Origin of the sequence: Poriferisphaera corsica, assembly GCF_007747445.1 — a bacterium.
GTDB classification, from domain to species: domain Bacteria; phylum Planctomycetota; class Phycisphaerae; order Phycisphaerales; family Phycisphaeraceae; genus Poriferisphaera; species Poriferisphaera corsica.
Genome location: NZ_CP036425.1, coordinates 1,044,414 through 1,063,552, shown reverse-complemented (window position 1 = coordinate 1,063,552; position 19,139 = coordinate 1,044,414). Strand labels below are relative to the sequence as shown.

The following is a 19,139-nucleotide window of genomic DNA, read 5'->3' as shown; positions in this document are numbered from 1 at the left end:
TCCTCTCCTTGTTTAATGACTGAAATATCATTGCTCAATTAATGCCCATTCTCGCAAATGAGACTGATTCTCATTGACAATAACGGCAATATACACTAACTTTATGATTTTGCAACTCAGTTTCAGTTACTCAAGGCAGATCGTTATGCCCACAACCATTCGTCAAGCAACCAAGAAAACGCAAAAACCCAGAAAACGCATCGGTCGCCAAAAATGGATGTGGCTGCACACCGCGATTTCATCTTTCTTCCTCCCCGCTGCAATGATCTTTCTCATCACAGGCTCATTGCTCCCATTCCACATCCGTGGCTCATCTCATAGCCAAACACACGACATACTCTTTGATACACCGATCGGCGAAACCAATTCTGATAAGCTTGCTGCACTCGAAAACCAACTCAGTAAACAATCTCTGAGCCACATATGGGGGACCGTCAAATTTAATAAGAGCAGCGTCATATGGATCGACACAAGCAAAACAGTACGACTGAAGATTCTTGATGCTGGCCTAGCCGGTGAACTAAAAGTCACCCAGTACTCATTTTTTCAACGCCTTATCCGTTTTCATTTCGCGTTATCGCCACCAGTCAAGCTATTTGCGGTCGCTCTATCGATCGCTGCCGCACTGATTTTCCTGACCGGCGTCGTTCTTGCCCTGCAAGTGCCCTCATTGCGTAAAACCACCATCCGATGGACTTTGATAGGCTTTATTTGCACCCTCATTCTCTTCATTTTTGCCTAGACACAACACATCCGAACTTTATTCAGCCCTGCCACGCCATCTCGGTTAAAATACCGTGTCAACAAACAAAAATAGGCGGCAGGATAAAACAATGGCGACCGGCAAACTATATAAACACTCACTCGCACTATTGACTGATCTCTATCAGCTCACCATGGCTTTCGGCTATTGGAAGCTGGGCCGCGAAAAAGAAGAAGCCATCTTTAACCTCGTTTTCCGGGAACACCCATTCAACGGCGGCTACACCATCACTGCCGGCCTCGAAACGATCATCGGCTTCCTTTCAGATCTCGAATTCGATCAAGACGATGTCGATTATCTCGCAACACTACAAGGCAACGACAACAAACCTCTTTTCGAATCTGGATTCCTCGATTATCTCTCTAACATGCGCTTTGAATGCGATATCGATGCCATGCCCGAAGGAACCGTTGCCTTCCCGCATGAACCCATGCTTCGAATTACCGGCCCAATTCTGCAATGCCAAATACTCGAAACCGCACTCCTGAACATGATCAGCTATCAAACACTCATCGCTTCCAAAGCGGCCCGAGTCTGTGCTGCAGCGAAAGATGAACCTGTCCTCGAATTCGGCCTCCGTCGCGCACAAGGTATTGACGGCGGCATCGCCGCCAGCCGCGCAGCCTATATCGGTGGTTGCATCGGAACCTCCAATGTCCTAGCAGGCAAGTTATACGGCATCCCCGTCAGAGGCACCCACGCTCATTCATGGGTGATGTCCTTCGACGATGAACTCGAATCCTTCGATGCATACGCAAAAGCACTCCCCAATAATTGCGTTTTCCTCGTCGACACCTACGATACCATCCAAGGCATCAAAAATGCCATCATCATTGGGCACAAACTCCGCGATCGCGGCCATACCCTTGCAGGTGTCAGGCTGGATTCTGGCGACCTTGCATACCTCTCCATTGAAGCACGCAAACTTTTGGACGACGCAGGCTTTCCTGATGCTGCGATTGTCGCAAGCAATGATCTTGATGAGTTCATCATTGATAGCCTTAAACGTCAAGATGCAAAGATCAATGTCTGGGGCGTTGGCACCAAACTCGCCACGGCATATGACCAGCCCGCATTGGGCGGCGTTCTAAAGCTTTCCGCCATCCGGTTGCCCGGTCAAGATTGGCAATACAAAGTCAAACTCTCCGAGCAAACGACAAAAATATCAAACCCAGGTATTTTACAGGTACGCCGCTACCACGATCGTTCTGGCTTCATCGCCGACATGATCTACGACGAACAACTCGGCCCCGGTGATCTTCCAATCATTATTGATCCCAATGATCCCACTCGTAGAAAACGGATTACCACAAACCCGCCGTACGAAGACCTACTCGTCCCGGTCTTCCGCAAAGGCGAGCTTGTCTACGACCCCCCTTCCCTCTCTCGTATACGACAGCGCGTTCAAGCTCAAATCGGCTCACTTCACCCAACCATTCGCCGCTATATGAATCCTCATACATATCCTGCAGGACTCGAGCAGCGACTTCATCAACTTCGCACCGAACTTATCCTCAACGCTCGTGGCTATACCGAACCACCATCTAATCAATAATGGGTACTGAATAATCACATGAAAGCCATCATCCTCGTCGATATCCAAAACGATTTCTGCCCCGGCGGCTCACTAGCTGTCCCTGAAGGCGATCTTATTATCCCGATCGCCAACAACCTCATCCCTTGTTTCCAGCACGTCATCGCAACGAAAGATTGGCATCCTGTCGATCACCAATCTTTCGCATCGCAACACCCTAATCAACAAATAGGCGACCTCATCAATCTCCACGGACTCCCCCAAACCCTCTGGCCCGAACACTGTATTCAGGGAACTGCAGGCTCAGATTTCCACCCAAATCTCAACACTTCGGCTATTACCCATATAACTCACAAAGGCACCGACCCAACGATCGACAGCTATTCTGCATTCTTCGACAACGGCAAACGCAAACAGACAGACCTTCACGAGTATCTACAATCCCACAACATTAAAGATCTATATATCCTTGGCCTAGCGACAGATTACTGCGTCAAATCCACGGTACTCGACGCGCTCTCCCTCGGCTACAATACGCATGTCATCGGCGATGGTATCCGCGGCGTCAACCTAAAACCCAATGATTCCCAGCAAGCCATACAAGACATGACCAAATCCGGTGCAATCTGTATAAAGTCTTCACAACTAATTCAATCCTTTAGCCAATAATGAACCACGAACAAGAACACAGCATCCTCTGGTCCGGCGATTACTTTCGAGTCATCAAACGTGGCACATGGGAAATCGCTCAACGTCATCACTGCTCAGGTGTTGTCGGCATTATCCCGATCACCAACGACAACGAAGTTATTCTTGTCGAGCAATACCGCGAACCGCTCCGCAAAAATGTCATCGAATTTTCCGCCGGACTCGTTGGTGATGAATCCGGCTCAGAACACGAATCACTCAAAAAAGCAGCGCAACGCGAACTACTCGAAGAAACTGGCTACAAAGCAGTCGATTGGACATACCTCGGCAACGGCCCCACATCTGCTGGCCTCACAAACGAAACTATCCACTATTTCCTCGCGACTAAACTCAAGCAAATTAACCATGGCGGCGGTATCGACAACGAGAGCATTACCGTCCATCACATCCCATTCCATGAACTCAACTCATGGCTCGCATCTCAAGAATCAAACGGTAAAATACTTGACATCAAAATCTACGCCGGACTCTATTGGCTTAACTGCCATTTCAAATAACCAGGATCAACCATGCCCTCCAGCACCGTCGAAAATTACCTCAAAGAACTCTACGCCATGCAACTCAAATGTGAAGGAGATCTTGTCCCACTCGGAAAGCTCGCTGAAGCTGTGGGTGTCACTGCTGGTACCGCAACCATCATGATCAAGCGTCTAGCAAAGAACGGCCTCGTAAACTACGAATCCCGAACCGGAGCGAACCTAACTCCCGAAGGCGAACGCAAAGCACTCAATGTGCTACGTCGACACAGGCTTGTCGAGCTTTTCCTTGTAGAAGTTGTCAAGCTCGACTGGAGCGAGGTCCACGAGGAAGCCGAAATCCTTGAGCACGCTATCTCAGATCACCTACTCCAAAAAATCGACGACATGCTCGGCAACCCCACCCACGATCCTCACGGCGACCCTATCCCTGCAGCAACAGGCGAAATCGTCAAGCGGCGTCTGATAAGCCTCGCCGATTCACAACTCGGCCCTGCCACGATCGCACGCATCTCCGATCACTCCCCACAATTCCTGCAGTTCATCGATGAACAATCACTGACTCCCGGCTCCAACCTTGAGATCATCAACCGCAACGATATCGCCGAAACCATCACATTATCAGTCAATAAAAAACAATTCCAACTCGGCATCAACGCAGCAGAAAAAATCTTTGTTCTAGACGAATCAACATAATTTCTTTCACCTCCAGCTCCGCTGGCTCTTCACCCAACCCCCCATCAACACCACCACGTATTCAGCCGAATACCTCTATATATAAAGCGATCCGTGCGCCCACGACGATAACTTCGACGGACTCGTTACGAACGCTGATGTGGCAATACGATGGCTGGACCCGACAACAACATTCCACCGGACAACGGCTCCGAGCCTGATCTATCACCTCAGGACGCTGCTTTCTGTACAACCAAGCAATCCGTCTGGCTTCTCGCCATCTCTGCCTGTGGCATCGTCTTCGGAGACATCGGCACCTCCCCACTCTACGTTATGAAAGCCTGCTTCTCACCCGACTACGGATTAGAGCTCACACCTCTAAACGTACTCGGCATCCTTTCGCTCGTCTTCTGGTCTCTCATCATTGTCGTTTCAATTAAATACATCCTCGTCCTTCTCAGTGTCGACGACGACGGTGAAGGCGGTGTCTTTGCACTCCTTTCCCTCCTTCGCACAAAAGCGCATCTCACGAACCCCTTCACACTCAAACTACTCACCATTGCCGCCATACTTGGAGCCGCCCTACTCTACGGCGATGGCGTCATCACACCCGCTATTTCCGTGATCTCCGCAGTCGAAGGTCTTGAAATCACGACCCACGGCCTGCACAACTACATCGTCATCATTGCCGTCACCATCCTCTTTCTTCTCTTCATTTCTCAACGTTTCGGCATCGACCGTATCAGCTTTCTTTTCGGGCCATTGATGATTATCTGGTTTTTATCTATCGGTATATTAGGCCTGCGTCAGATCATTCAAAACCCACAAATCCTTATCGCAGCCAACCCAATCCATGCCTATAACTTCTTTATCTATGCCCCAATCACCGCATTCATTCTCCTCGGCGTGGTCGTCCTATGCATCACCGGCGGCGAAGCCCTCTACGCCGACCTCGGCCAATTCAATCGCGCATCCATCTCACTTGCATGGTATCTTCTCGTTTGGCCTGCACTTATACTCAACTACTTCGGCCAAGGCGCGATCCTGCTCGCAGATCCAACCACCATTAAAAATCCATTCTTCGCTCTCGCACCACCCACACTTCTCTATCCGATGATTAGCATTGCAACAATTGCTGCCATTATCGCTTCACAAGCAATCATCACCGGCGCCTTTTCTATTACCAAGCAAGCCATCCATCTCGACCTCCTCCCGCGACTAAAAACCCTACAAACCTCGCACAGAATCCCTGGCCGCATTTATCTACCGCAAGTCAACAATCTCATGATGATCATCTCCATCATCATCGTCCTTGCCTTTCAATCATCCACCGCACTCACCGGCGCCTACGGCATCGCCGTTACCGCCGTCATGGTTCTCACCACCATTATCTTCACCGTCACCGTCACCGTCATCTGGAAATTGCCCAAAGCTATCCTCTTCCCCGTCATTGCGATCTTCCTCTTCGTCGATCTCTCATTCTTTACCGCCAATCTAATCAAATTCCTCACCGGAGGCTGGCTCCCCATTCTCATCGCCGTCATCATCACCATCATCATGGGCACATGGTGGCAAGGTCGCGAAGTTATAAATAAAATCCGTATCTCGAAAAACGAAAAACTCGACCATTTCTCCAAACGTATCGCCAAAGAGCAACCCCCACGTATTAAAGGCACAGGCGTATTCTTCACCACAGTACCATACCGTATCCCCACATCACTCAATAAAATCTATCAACATATACCGGTATTACATGAAAAGATCGTCATCATTTCCATGATTCCATTGCGTCAACCGCGCGTTGAACGTCGCCACCAAGTTGAGATCAAAATCATGGGGTCTAATTTATGGTTAGTCAATGGTTACTTTGGCTACATGCAACAGCCCGACACCTGGCGCATCCTCACCTTCGCATGCCGGCAACAGATCCCCGTCGACCTCAACACCGTCACTGTTTTCCTCTACGCAGAATTTCTCCTACCCACCGGCCATTCCAATCTTTGGCGATGGCAAAAAACCCTTTTTATCTGGCTATATCGTAACGCACACACACTTCGCGAGTACATCAACATACCCACTGAGCAAGTGATAGAGATCGGCGACCAAACAAAAATATAAAAAAGAGCCAGCACATACCGTGCTAGCTCTTTCGATCTATTCGTTATCTCCGATCATCAATCTCTTGCAATCCACTCATTACCATTTGCCAATGAATCAGCCACCGCCTGATACAACCAGCTCTCCATCTCCAACATGCCAATCGTGATGCAAGTTTCGCCCGTCTTGAAGAATCTCGCCACTTCCTTCATCATATTGCCATAAAACACACGATGATCACCCGGCTCAAACCGCGTCAACTCCTTACCAACCTTGACCGTAAACTCCCAACCATAATGATCCCACATATTCTCTGAATCATTCACCAGAATCATCGCACTTCGACCATCCCGATATTTCAAAGTCACCGTAATATTGTCTTCCGACCCCGTATGGATCACCTTCTCAACATCATCACCCATCAAACGCAATACCGGCGCCAGCGTATGACACGCATACCACGGCCAACTCCCCGGCCCCTTCGCTTGCATCCAACTCACTTCACCATCCAACTCCCCAGCTATCTTTTCCACACCCTCACAAAACCGCAGCGATGACGAACTAATCATTTCCGTCCCATTCGCTTGGCATGTATCAATCAACTCCTTCGCATCCGAATACGAGTTCGACAAATACTTATCAATGTAAACACGCTTGCCACTCGCGCAAGCCGCCTTACCTAAGGCCAAATGGTCATCAATATTGTCCGGCGCCAACACCATCAGTGCATCCGCCTTCTCTATAACCTCCTCAATCGACCCACAACGCTCCACTCCATTTTCAGCACACCAATCCTTTTCTTGATTCGCTTCATCTGATTCATAAGCAAACGCAAACACAATCTCCTCATCTTTCAGCTCATTCTTAAATAGATCAAGAAAGATATTCGTGTGAAAATTGTCCAAATGATGATCAATAAGCCCGACTTTTAGCATCGCAAAGCTCCTGTTACTCTGCAGGCTGTGAATAAGTTAGTTCAACGGCGCAAAATTAACATGAAACAATAGGCTAAGCAATTTCATTTTATGCTTTTTATCACTTTTTTTATGAGCCAACCCCGACATCAAAGATCGAGTTTATTTTCATATAAATCTTTTCACAAAAATGGATTGCATTCAAAATAAACTTAAAACTATCATCATTTCCCCCTTATTATTGTTTCATTATTGTTTCATCAATCAGCCACACAGCCAAACACCACACTCCCCGTGACCACAAAAAAAGCCTTGGCTTTCGCCAAGGCTTCATCCTCTTCCAAGTGCCCCCTCCAGGACTCGAACCTGGGACCTGCGGATTAAGAATCCGATGCTCTAACCAACTGAGCTAAGGAGGCTTACATTCATGCTTCACGCACAAACTATTTTCATAAGTTCAGCATTTTAGATTACATCAATTCTCTGTCAAGATGTGTGGATCTTGTGTAGAAGCCCAACATGACTAATGACACAATCTCATCACACCTCCAATCGGTCACCGTAAACACCGAAAAAATGCGATCCACCACACCAGCACCTCACCACAGGCCGCTTACCTAAATCCCCCATTTTCATCATAAACAGGGCAATAACAACCATTTCACGGTATCATAATGTCACAAAAATCCGTGGCTATCCCTCGCACTCCCACAACACGCCTCAACCCTTCAGCCACTAACCAAAACCCTGTTCGTCACGCCTCCGACGGAGACATACATGCCTTCCATGCAACCAAGCATAAACTCACCCCGACACATGCGTCTCAGCATCACAATCATCCTCTTTTCTCTCCTCTTCGTTTCACCACTCACCCACGCTCAGGAAGAATACGAACTCTCCGGCAACCAATGGCAAAAACTCGCAACATTCCCCCCAAACTCCCCCGAAGGCAAGCTCCAAGCCATACGCAAACTCATCGCAGAACAAAAATTCCGCGAAGCACAAGACAAAGCTAAATCTTGGATCAGCCAATACCCCGACAACCCCAATCTCGTTGAAGCTTACCTCCTCCGTGGCGACTCACTCACCGGACGCGAATACTACTACCAAGCACTCTACGACTACGAGCGAGTCATCAACGACTTCCCAGCTTCCGAACAATTCCACACCGCTCTCGAACGCGAATTCCAAATCGGCAAACTCTTCCTCAACGGCATCAAACGCCGACTCTTCTCACTCCCCATCATCCCCGCCGATACCGAAGGCGAAGAACTCCTCATCCGCATTCAAGAACGCGCCCCCGGCTCATCCCTCGGCGAACAAGCCTCTCTCTACCTCGCTGATTACTTCTACGACATCGGCGACATGAAAGACGCTGCCGAAGGCTACGACCTCTTCCTCGCAAATTACTCCAACTCAACACAACGTGAATGGGCACTCCTCCGCCTCATCCACGCATCACTCGCCCGTTTCAAAGGCCCGGAATACGACCCCGCCGGCCTCATCGAAGCACAAACACGCCTCCTCGTCTTCGAAGAAGAATACCCCGCATCCGCCGAACGCATCGGCGCTAAATCACTCCTCGTCCGTATCAACGAATCACTCGCACTTAAAGACCTCGTTGCCGCCAACTGGTACGCACGCCGCCACAGCAACGTCTCTGCCGCATACATCTACCGGCGCATCATCGACGATTACCCACTAACCACCGCCGCACAACTCGCGCTCACTAAACTCTCTAAGCTCGATGTCCCCGACAAAATCAAACTACAGCACGTTGGCCAAACGCTTCCCGAATACCAGGAAATCGAAGAAGCACCACTCAAGGATGACACCATCAACCGTGAGCTTCAATCCGAACGCACACCACCATCCGACAAAGCCGAACGCGACGAGCAAATCATGCAACGCGAATTCCTCGAACGTGGCCAAGACCCACAAGCCGAAGAGTCCGGCGACTTCAAGCCCACACCCAACCCCGAATTCAATGAAGCCCCGAACCAACCCGACTAATCAACGATTAGGCAACTCACGCACACAATCACTTGAACAACATCACGCCAGGAGATCACGTGAACAACTTCAGCAAACACAAACACCTCGCCACACTCCTTATCCTCACCACGCTCATCCTTCTTACATCTGGCTGCGGCCTCGGCTACGTCGCCCACGACACCTATCCCGTAGAGTACCGCACCGTCGCCGTACCTATCTTCGAAAACCGAACCTTCTGGAACTCATCACTATACACCGGCGTCGAAGCAGACCTCGCCGAAGCACTCGCCAAGGAAATGGAGTCTCGCACCCCCTACAAAGTCGCGTCACCCGCAACTGCCGACACAATCATTCAAGGCACAATTACCAACTTCGCACAACGCGTCATTACCCGTAAACGCGAAGGCAACGTCCCTGAGCAGATGCAAATCACACTCACCATCAATTTCGAGTGGAAAGACCTTCGTACCCAGCAAACAATCATTGACCGCAAAGGCTACCAAGCCATCGGCCGATACACCCCCACACAGCCCGTCTCAGAACTGATCCAAATCGGGCAGCACCAGGCAATCCAACGCATGGCCTCGCAAATCGTCGACAGCATGCGAACCAATTGGTAACCACGCTCCCCCCACTCACGGGAACACTTTCCCCAACCACGCGGTTAATCCCATAATCTAACCACTCAAACACTCAAATCCACACCCTAATACGGCACACCACTGGGCCATCGCATACTTTTATGCCGATACATACCCAATATCACGGGGCAACCACACCCCCATTCAACTGAAAACTAAAACCCCTACAAAACACACAGAGGTTTCATCAATGTCCTACCAACAGGACCCCAATAACGATTCGGAAAACAAAGATCAGAAAGATCAGAACGAATCACAAGATAGCAATGAAAACCGCCCGCAAGGCGAAAACGGACAAGGCGGCCCCGGCGGCCCAAAACCTCCCACAGTTTTCTCACGCTCATCTCTCGCATGGATCGTCCTCGCCGGCCTCGTCGTCGCACTCCTCATCACACTCTCCTCAGGCAGCGGCAACGGCATGCCCATCGCATGGAACGAATTCCAAAACTACGCCAAACAAGGTGCTTTTGAGCCCGGCTCCATCACCGTCGATGACTCAAACATCTCCGCAAAATTTAAACCCGGCGCTACAGGCCTCCCGCAAGGCCTCACCCCCAACTCTCGCGTCACCGTCAAATCCGTCTCCACATTCCAACTCACTTCCTACACTGAAAAACTCGACGATCTTGGCATCGTCTATAAAAATGAACCCTCAAACCACCTCCTAACCTCACTACTCATCTCGTGGGGCCCGCTCATCCTCATCGCTTTCCTCATCTACTTCTTCATCTTCCGCTCCATCCGCGCCGCTGGCGGTGGCCCCGGCGGAATGCTCGGACAATTCGGCCGATCCAAAGCCAAAATGCTCAACAAAGAGCATTCCAAAATCCGGCTCACTGATGTTGCTGGCATCGACGAAGCCAAAGACGAAGTCTCTGAGATTGTCGAATTCCTCAAAAATCCCAAGAAATTCCAACGCCTCGGCGGCCGTGTCCCACGCGGCGTACTCCTCATGGGTAATCCCGGCTGCGGTAAAACGCTTCTCGCAAAAGCGGTCGCCGGCGAAGCCGATGTCCCATTCTTTTCCATCTCTGGCTCTGACTTCGTCGAAATGTTCGTCGGCGTTGGCGCCTCACGAGTACGCGACCTCTTCAAGCAAGCCAAAGAAAACTCACCCTGCATCATCTTCCTCGACGAGATCGACGCCGTCGGCCGTCGCCGTGGCACCGGCTTCAACTCCGGCGGACACGATGAACGCGAGCAAACACTCAACGCCATCCTCGTAGAAATGGACGGCTTCGAATCAAACGATCAAGTCATCGTCATGGCTGCCACAAACCGTTCCGACGTCCTCGACCCGGCCCTCACGCGGCCCGGCCGTTTTGACCGTCAGATCGTCGTCCCCATGCCCGACCTTCCCGGCCGCTTTGAGATCCTCAAAGTACACGCCAAGAAAATCAAGATGGGCCCCAACGTCGATCTCGAAAAACTCGCACGCGGCACACCCATGTTCTCAGGCGCCGACCTCGAAGCCATCATCAACGAAGCCGCAATCAGCGCCACCCTCCTCAACAAAGACTTCGTCGAGCAAGACGACCTCGAAGAAGCACGCGACAAAGTCAAATGGGGTCGTGCACGTAAGTCCGCCAAAATCGAAGAAGATGAACGCCGCGTCGTCGCCTACCACGAAGCCGGCCACGCCGTCATCACACACTTCGACCCCGACGCTGACCCCGTCCATAAAGTCACCATCATCCCACGCGGCCAATCCCTCGGCACCACGCACATGCTCCCCGAAAAAGACAAACACCTTTACTCACGCAAGCAGCTCCTCGCCATGATGCGCGTCTCCTATGGCGGACGCATCGGCGAACTCAAATACACCGGCGACATGTACAACGGCACCGCCGGCGACATCCGCCAAGCATCAAACATCGCCCGCTCAATGGTCACCGAATTCGGTATGTCCGAAAAAGCCGGCTTCTTCCTCTACGCCCCAACCGAAAACGACAACCCCTGGGAGCACGGCGACTCCTTCTCCAACGAAACCAACAAACTCGTTGACGATGAAATCCGCGACCTCATCAACACAACCTACAAACAAGCCGAACAGATCATCGAAGATCACGCACAGCAAGTCGAAGACCTTGCCCAAGCGCTCCTCAAATACGAAACCCTCAACTCCGAAGAAGTCCAACTCCTCATGGACGGTAAAAAGCTTGAAAAAGCAACCGTTGCCGACATCCTCGCCGCAGAAGCTAAAAACAAAAAAGCCGAAGAGGAAAAGGAAAAACAAGACGCCGCAGAAACACAATCTGACACAGACCCGGACACACCTTCAACAGGTGAACCTGCGACCGCCTAATCTAGGATTAGACAACCCATAGCCCATCCAAAGCACTGCTCAGCGCAGTGCTTTTTTCTTTTCCCAAACGAAATTTATCTGCAATAATGGGTCCATATCAACACCGGCCGGGAACATCTCCGCTATGACAAATCCAATCACCACACATTCCGACATACCACAATCCGCCCCCGTCACCGACGATCACATCCATGACAACTTCCCCTGCTATAACTGCACCTACAACCTCCGCACACTCCACACCCACAGTTCCTGCCCCGAATGCGGCCACTCAACGCTCGACTCACTCATCCGCGGCAACAACCACTACAACCACATCCCTTGGCTAAAATCCATCAGCCGCGGCCTCGCATGCTTCATCATCTTCAACCTCATCGCCATCTTTTTCATCATCAACGCCATCTACCCCGTCATCGACACCGTCCTCCTCAACTCATCGTTCAGCAACGCATCTACCCTCTTAGCGCTACTCAATATCCCCCTCGCCCTCGCCGCCTACCTTCTTCTCATCATCGCAGGAATCCTCTACACCACTGCTCGCCAATCCCCCCCCATTCACATCAAAGAAGCTACCTCGCGCATCGTCCTCAAAAATCTCATCATCATCTGGTCTGTCATCATCATCGCCTTCCCCATCGCCGCCCTCATCATCGGTATCTTTCTCAGCATGATCTTAATGAACTCAAGCAGCGATCTCTTCAGCATGATCCTCGCCTCAATTTACCTCCTCAGCATCACCATCATCTGCTTCTACCCCCTATTCATGCTCGCCACGTTCTTTCGCTTCTCGACTCACATCACCAATCACTTCAACCAAATCGCACCTGCCAGATCCTGCTCCTTCTGTGCCAAATCTCTCCTCTACTCATTCTTCATCACCTTCACCGCATGGATCATCAACATTATCACCGCCATTGTCTTTACCTATTATTCTCCCCCCAGCAACATGCACTCATTCCTGACCACTGATGCGACCTACATTTTCTTCAACAACATCACCACCGGCCCCTTCTTCGCCATCTTCACCGTCACCGCCTTCATCACCGCCCTCATCTTTTTTCTCTCCTATCTCTACGCCGTCACCCTCTCTATTCGCCTCTACCGCTCCATCAAAACCCACATCAACACCACTCTCATTAAGTAGCACAACAACTAAAGCAGCTTGCATGAAATCCATAAGTCTTGTCAGTTCATAGGATCGATCAACACCTTCGTTTCATGTGATCGGCCCACTGGTCAACACAACAATAACCGTGCAAGACGTACTAAACCCCAATTAAATCCGGACTAAACCGGAAAAAGATAACCAATTATTCCTTTTTTCTTCCCTTTCACTTCAAGCCGCCTCTCTTTTCACACGAACAAATATAGGGGTGTTGCCCCGGTTATTCGGCAACACAATCCCCTCAACACGCATATCCAGGAGGCATCTATGCGCAATCTATCAATACGTATGAAAGTCGTCGTCTGGTGTGGTCTCACCATGACCATCGCCATGATCTGTGGTTTCAGCTTCGCAGGTATCAAAATCTGGAATGAAACCAAAGCCAAAGCCGAACAGGAAGCCATGAAAATCATTGCTTCCACCTCAACAACCCTCAAAGGCTCAATGGACGAAAAGGCATCAACCGCACAATCCCTCTGCGACGCGCTCTACCGCACCGATGATGAGCCGCTCCTCAACATGCAAAATGTCAAAGGCATCAACCGTAGACAGATCCTCTTCAAGCCCGATCTTCTCGCCGCATGGACATGGCTCAACAAAGACACCGCCGATTTAACTAACTTTGAGATAGACGGCATCAAACACGATATGAGCAAATTCGCCTCAACACTTACAATACGCAACAACGGAAAACTCGAATCATCAAGCCGGGTCAATCGCACCGCCAAACCAACTGACCAGTGGTTCTGGGAACCATGGAACAAAAAACAAATTTTCCTCTCCGAACCCTACATCTGGGATTACGGTAACGGCCAAGTCGTGCTCCAAGCATCCTTCGCAACAATCATCAAACGCGGCGATAAAACCGTTGGCATTGCCGGCGTCGACATCTCCATGAATCAAATGCAGGAAATCGCTGACAAAAACAATGAATTCGATGGCTCAGCAAAACTCGGAATCCTCAGCCCCACCGGAAAAATTATCGCCTTCCAAGGCAAACCTGACCTCATCACCAAAGATCTTGTCGAAATCAGCCCAACCTTCATGAAAGTGAAAGACCGCGTTCTTACCGGTGAATCCATGTACATCTGGACCTCTTCCGGCGATCTCGTTCTCTACTACCCGTTCGAGCTCGGCAGCACCGGCCAGTACCTCGTCAGCGCCATGCGTATCCCCGGCTCGGTCATCATGGCCCCCGCCAAAGCCGCCCTCTACCAAATCATCGCACTCGGCATCGTCTGCCTCACCATCGCAGGCTTCCTCATGTGGTACGCCGCTGGCAAAATCAGCAAGCCCATCCAAAACGTTGTCGATAGCCTCAACGATATCTCTCAAGGCGAAGGCGATCTAACCGTTAGATTGACCATCAACTCCAAAGACGAGCTCGGCAACCTCGCCCAAGCTTTCAACGTCTTTGTCGAAAAAGTTCACGATACTATCTCCGACGTCATGCGTCTCACGCTCGACGTCGCCAGCGCATCGACCCAAATCGCCGCGTCCAGCGAGGAGATCGCCGCCGGCATGGAAGAGCAGTCCGGCCAGGTCCAGGAAATCTCTACCGCTGTCGAGGAAATGAGCGCTTCCATCAATGAAGTCGCACAAAAAAGCCACGACGCCAACTCAAGTGCAGGGGATGCCAAGCAGGTTGCTCTCGACGGCGGCGACATCGTCCAGCAAACCATGTCCGGCATGAATGAGATCGAAACCGTCGTCAGCGATTCCAGCCTATCTATTGGTGAGTTAGGCAAGCAAGGTGAACGCATCGGCGAGATCATCGAAGTCATCAATGACATCGCCGATCAGACCAACCTCCTTGCCCTCAATGCCGCCATCGAGGCCGCCCGTGCCGGTGAGCATGGCCGAGGCTTCGCGGTTGTCGCCGATGAAGTCCGTAAGCTCGCCGACCGCACCACCAAAGCCACCGACGGTGTCAGCGAACTCATCTCCGGTATCCAGGCCGGCACGCATCAGGCTGTCGAAAAAATGAGCAGCGGCACCGAGATCGTCGGCAAGGGTGTCGATTCCGCGCGTCGTGCCGGTGAGTCGCTAAACAATATTGTGGATGGCGCAGAGAACGTCGCTGAGATGGTGCAGTCCATCGCCGCCGCTGCCGAGCAGCAGTCCGCCGCTTCCGAGCAGATCTCACGCAACATTCAGTCGATCGCCGCCGTGACGCACCAGTCCCGTGAAGGCACTCAACAAGCCAGCGTCGCCGCCGCCGGTTTGTCAGAAAAAGCCGAATCACTCAAGCAGCTCGTCGCACAATTCAAAGTCAAAGACGCTGCATAAACGCGCTTCTAAACATCCCCAAAACACTTCTCATCCACATCGCACGGCTTACCCAGTAAGCCGTGCGTTTTTCATCTCAAACAAAACAAAATTCAAACCACGTAAACAAACACTGCCCCACAAACGTATAACACCTATCTTCTGAATAGCAATCGCCTCTTCCAATGTCACTCATAAGATCCGGGTTTTATTATGTCCTCAAATATCACCGCAGCCAACCAGCCCATCACGACTGACCTTCCCTGCGCTCAATGTGAATACAACCTCAAAACTCTCTCCCCCACTCAATCTTGCCCTGAATGCGGCTACCCCGTCAATCAAACACTCGATCACCGTCAACTCACCATCAACTGGATCACCAGCCGCCTTTCAACATTCGACACCCTCATCGTCACACTCGGCGTCATCCTGTTCTGCCTCAGCACACATCAATTGCTACTCATGACCATCTCTCTTCCCGATATTTTCGGCATCCCCGCCTTCGGTGGTATCCTCGAAACCTTTGCCGCACTCTACTACTGTTCATTCTCCCTATTCGGCATCGTACTTTCTCTCACGCTCCTCCCCTTCTTCATCACAAACATTTACTACACACAACTCACCAAACCCCATCCGCCCAACCTAATCCGCATTAAAAGCAGAACCCTTACACGAATCTTTCTTTTCCTCGCGTATTTCACACTATTTTTCGGATACTACTATTTATTTGGTTTCACACATATCCGCGCACGGGCACGTTTCTATTCTGTTTGCCTGTTTCTCTATAACATCTTTCCGTTTGTCGCATTCCTATACGCCGCCGCATTCTTTAGATATACGAGTCATATCACTGCTTCACTGAGCCTGCTTAAACAGACACGCATCGCAAAACTCACATCTCGAGTTTCAATGATCTATCTTCCCATGACGCTCATCGGATCTATCTATCTACTCAGTCACTGGACGTTAGGTAAGCAGCCTTTCCGTATCAACAATGTGATTATATTCCTATACATCTTTCTAAATTTCACATGGAGTAACACTTGCCTATTATTCGCCTTGATCACACTTAAAAAAATACGCACCACCGCTAAACCATATGAAGTATCAAACGACCAAGATCATGTATACTAAATCCTGTTTGTATTTTTTTTATGGTACAGCCATTTCTTTTCATCCTCTTCCAATCTGTGTTTTTTACAATCCAACTCCCACAATTTATTCACATTATTTGTGCGCACAAAAATTGTGCGTTTCAAGCAAGACTGTCCATAACATATTATCTAATCATAAATTAGGTTTTCCATTTTGTGCGCACACCCAAAATCATGTTTTGCTGATAATCGTGCGCTTTAGCTCAACTTTCTCTAAATATAAATAGAAATCACGAGAAAACATCAAGAAATAGACCGTTTTTTACCGCTTTTATAACGCGCGCACAGAATGCACATTGATTTTGTGCGCGCCTCTCAGCTTTCTAGATAGTTCAGATATTAGTTGAGAATGATGCTCTGCTCACCATCGCATCTCTATTTTCGAGAACGATCGCGAAAAAGAAGTGTGACAAAGGATGATGGCAGATTGGGATCAGAAATTTTTAGGGGGTGGGAGGATGGAGGATGATGGGGGGGGATAGGGGGGGGTGAGATTAGCAAACACCCTCGCCCCGGAAAGGCGAGGGTGTTACCGCTCAGTCGCATCATATGATTCTTAGTCTTTTGTTAACCGTTTACCTAACCTTCAATTAGGCTGCTTCGCTCTCCCCGCTGTTTTCGCCTTTGTGTTCATGCTGGTCATCTTCGTTTTGCCCATCAGTAATACCATCCGTAACGTCCATCATGTCCTGCTCCCCTAACTGCCCTGCCCCTTCGTCAGCCCATTTCCGTAAGCCTTTAAAATCAACCGAAAGCCCGTCCGACTCCATTTGCATTTCACTCGCGTCGATCGTTTCCTGCATCTGACGACGCAACCGATTCAGCCGCCAAGCTACGTATGCACCCCATACGTAACTCAATAACACATAGATACCTAACGCCCAAAGCACGTATGACAACATAACCAACCCTCTAATCAGAGATTAGACTTAACGTTTCAGGATCTGAAATAATTTGCAACGAAACACCGGAAATGCCCTTTACCCCAATCCACACACTGGCCCGCACCAATACCATCGGCCTCACCCACACTAATCCATGATTTTACACACCCCCCGTTTTCCCCAGCCATCCCCCACTCAATCTTGCCTTCAATCCCCGCATCCACGCTTGAGGCCATGCAAAGCCAAAATCGCAAACAGTAAGCGCTATATATTTAACGACTTACCAAGCAACGTCTTCCTCATGGATCAATTCACCTACCTGTTTGTCAATTTTGATCTGTTTACCGATGACTTCATCAAATCGCATCGCCGGTACGCCCGTGCCCGGCCGCATCACCGTTAAATCTGCTGATTCAATGACTTGGCCCGCGGTTAAAACATTGGCTGCCGCGACACTTTGCCTAGATACAAGTCGCACATCACGTTCGACCTCACGTACCCCCTTAAATCTTAGCCCCATCATGACTTCCGCCTCACGGATCTGTTTCACATAAAGAGCAAAATCTGACGGCTCCATGCTTGCTGCATGATCCGGCCCTGCCGCATTTTGGTCATAGGTCAGATGCTTTTCGATCACACATGCCCCAGCACAAACCGCCATTGCGCCCGTACTCACAGACTGCGTGTGATCCGAATACCCGATCGGCAATCCGAATCGATCACGCATCACCTCAATGGCTTTTAAACCTGCTTCTGGAAGCGGCGTTGGATAGCTCGATACACAGTGCAATAATGCTCCGCCTACGGAATGACTACGGATCATTTGAGCAGCATAGTCCAGCTCCTGAAGCTCACACGTGCCTGTAGAAATCAGCAACGGTAACCCTAACCCTGCCGCCTTTGACAGCAGCGGCCCATTCACCGCGTCTGGTGAAGCCAATTTCACAGCACTCACCAACCCTGCCCCGATCTGCCCCAAATCATCCACATCTTGCAAACTAAACGGTGTCACGGCACGCATGACCCCCAACCGATCTGCCTCGAGAAGAATCCCTGTAAGCTCTTGTGTCGAAAGTGTTAAGGATGATAAAAGTTCATACGCATCCGCCGCCTTACCCGCCTGATAACCCGCGAGTTGCGCCTGACTGCTCAACAATCGATCCGGATGAAAAAGCTGGAATTTCACCATATCCGCCCCAGCTTCATGAGCAGCATGCAGCAATTCAACCGCCTTTTTGGGGCAACCATCATGATTCACGCCGATCTCAGCAATGATCAGCGTATGCTGGCTAACCTCGGCTGTCGGCTCTATGAAAAGCGGGATATGACGCTGCTTAAGACTGCTCATACGGCCATCGTACCGCAGAGAGGGCCTAAGCGACAAGCTCTCAAATGGGGCTTATGATGGGATTACAGAGCCAACTGGTGGGTTTTGTATCCAGAACGGACACGAATGTCAGCTTGTCCACGGTTGAAAGGTTGAAGATTGCGGAAAACCGCAGGCAAACTTTACCTTTTCCGCAGTTTTGTTATCATTTGCACCTCATCGATGCGGCGTTT

General features: G+C 50.2%; 15 protein-coding genes and 1 tRNA gene. 12 read left to right on the top strand and 4 right to left on the bottom strand.

Annotated features, from left to right (window positions below; all coding sequences use genetic code 11):
• Nucleotides 1–145 precede the first annotated feature (145 nt).
• From KS4_RS04255 to KS4_RS04230, 6 genes are all read left to right on the top strand, one after another.
• Nucleotides 146–742: a PepSY domain-containing protein gene (locus KS4_RS04255; protein WP_200761562.1), complete on the top strand. Its 597-nt coding sequence runs from the start codon at nucleotides 146–148 to the stop codon at nucleotides 740–742.
• A 91-nt stretch (nucleotides 743–833) separates the two neighbouring features.
• Complete coding sequence (locus KS4_RS04250) at nucleotides 834–2,318, top strand: nicotinate phosphoribosyltransferase (RefSeq protein WP_145075073.1); 1,485 nt, start codon at nucleotides 834–836, stop codon at nucleotides 2,316–2,318.
• 18 nt (nucleotides 2,319–2,336) lie between these two features.
• Nucleotides 2,337–2,966: a bifunctional nicotinamidase/pyrazinamidase gene (gene pncA / locus KS4_RS04245; RefSeq protein ID WP_145075071.1), complete on the top strand. Its 630-nt coding sequence runs from the start codon at nucleotides 2,337–2,339 to the stop codon at nucleotides 2,964–2,966.
• A complete protein-coding gene (locus tag KS4_RS04240) occupies nucleotides 2,966–3,502 on the top strand; it encodes an NUDIX hydrolase (RefSeq protein ID WP_145075068.1) in 537 nt (178 codons plus the stop codon). The genes pncA and KS4_RS04240 overlap by 1 nt, the downstream gene beginning before the upstream one ends.
• A gap of 12 nt (nucleotides 3,503–3,514) precedes the next feature.
• On the top strand, nucleotides 3,515–4,177 hold the full coding sequence (locus KS4_RS04235) for a metal-dependent transcriptional regulator (protein WP_145075065.1): 663 nt from the start codon (nucleotides 3,515–3,517) through the stop codon (nucleotides 4,175–4,177).
• A 150-nt stretch (nucleotides 4,178–4,327) separates the two neighbouring features.
• Nucleotides 4,328–6,274: a potassium transporter Kup gene (locus KS4_RS04230; protein WP_145075062.1), complete on the top strand. Its 1,947-nt coding sequence runs from the start codon at nucleotides 4,328–4,330 to the stop codon at nucleotides 6,272–6,274.
• Between the two features lie 56 nt (nucleotides 6,275–6,330).
• Here KS4_RS04230 and KS4_RS04225 read toward each other — a convergent pair whose 3' ends face one another.
• Together KS4_RS04225 and KS4_RS04220 are read right to left on the bottom strand one after the other, a co-directional pair.
• A complete protein-coding gene (locus KS4_RS04225) occupies nucleotides 6,331–7,188 on the bottom strand; it encodes a Gfo/Idh/MocA family protein (RefSeq protein ID WP_145075059.1) in 858 nt (285 codons plus the stop codon).
• A 324-nt stretch (nucleotides 7,189–7,512) separates the two neighbouring features.
• Nucleotides 7,513–7,586, bottom strand: a tRNA-Lys gene (locus KS4_RS04220).
• A 358-nt stretch (nucleotides 7,587–7,944) separates the two neighbouring features.
• On the opposite strand from KS4_RS04220, the gene bamD reads away from it, so the two are divergent.
• The 6 genes from bamD to KS4_RS04190 all read left to right on the top strand — a co-directional run bounded on the left by bamD (nucleotide 7,945) and on the right by KS4_RS04190 (nucleotide 16,675).
• Nucleotides 7,945–9,180 carry an outer membrane protein assembly factor BamD gene (gene bamD, locus KS4_RS04215; protein ID WP_145075057.1) on the top strand — a complete coding sequence of 412 codons (1,236 nt, stop codon included), beginning with the start codon at nucleotides 7,945–7,947 and terminating at the stop codon, nucleotides 9,178–9,180.
• A gap of 59 nt (nucleotides 9,181–9,239) precedes the next feature.
• On the top strand, nucleotides 9,240–9,782 hold the full coding sequence (locus tag KS4_RS04210) for an LptE family protein (protein ID WP_200761561.1): 543 nt from the start codon (nucleotides 9,240–9,242) through the stop codon (nucleotides 9,780–9,782).
• 211 nt (nucleotides 9,783–9,993) lie between these two features.
• Complete coding sequence (ftsH, locus tag KS4_RS04205; protein ID WP_145075051.1) at nucleotides 9,994–12,108, top strand: ATP-dependent zinc metalloprotease FtsH; 2,115 nt, start codon at nucleotides 9,994–9,996, stop codon at nucleotides 12,106–12,108.
• 124 nt (nucleotides 12,109–12,232) lie between these two features.
• Nucleotides 12,233–13,252: a hypothetical protein gene (locus tag KS4_RS17490; protein ID WP_200761560.1), complete on the top strand. Its 1,020-nt coding sequence runs from the start codon at nucleotides 12,233–12,235 to the stop codon at nucleotides 13,250–13,252.
• Between the two features lie 288 nt (nucleotides 13,253–13,540).
• A complete protein-coding gene (locus tag KS4_RS04195) occupies nucleotides 13,541–15,562 on the top strand; it encodes a methyl-accepting chemotaxis protein (RefSeq protein ID WP_145075049.1) in 2,022 nt (673 codons plus the stop codon).
• A 192-nt stretch (nucleotides 15,563–15,754) separates the two neighbouring features.
• On the top strand, nucleotides 15,755–16,675 hold the full coding sequence (locus KS4_RS04190) for a hypothetical protein (protein WP_145075046.1): 921 nt from the start codon (nucleotides 15,755–15,757) through the stop codon (nucleotides 16,673–16,675).
• 610 nt (nucleotides 16,676–17,285) lie between these two features.
• Here KS4_RS04190 and KS4_RS04185 read toward each other — a convergent pair.
• Together KS4_RS04185 and KS4_RS04180 are read right to left on the bottom strand one after the other, a co-directional pair.
• Nucleotides 17,286–17,597: a hypothetical protein gene (locus KS4_RS04185; RefSeq protein ID WP_145075043.1), complete on the bottom strand. Its 312-nt coding sequence runs from the start codon at nucleotides 17,595–17,597 to the stop codon at nucleotides 17,286–17,288.
• Between the two features lie 262 nt (nucleotides 17,598–17,859).
• Complete coding sequence (locus tag KS4_RS04180; protein ID WP_145075040.1) at nucleotides 17,860–18,927, bottom strand: N-acetylneuraminate synthase family protein; 1,068 nt, start codon at nucleotides 18,925–18,927, stop codon at nucleotides 17,860–17,862.
• Nucleotides 18,928–19,139: the final 212 nt, after the last annotated feature.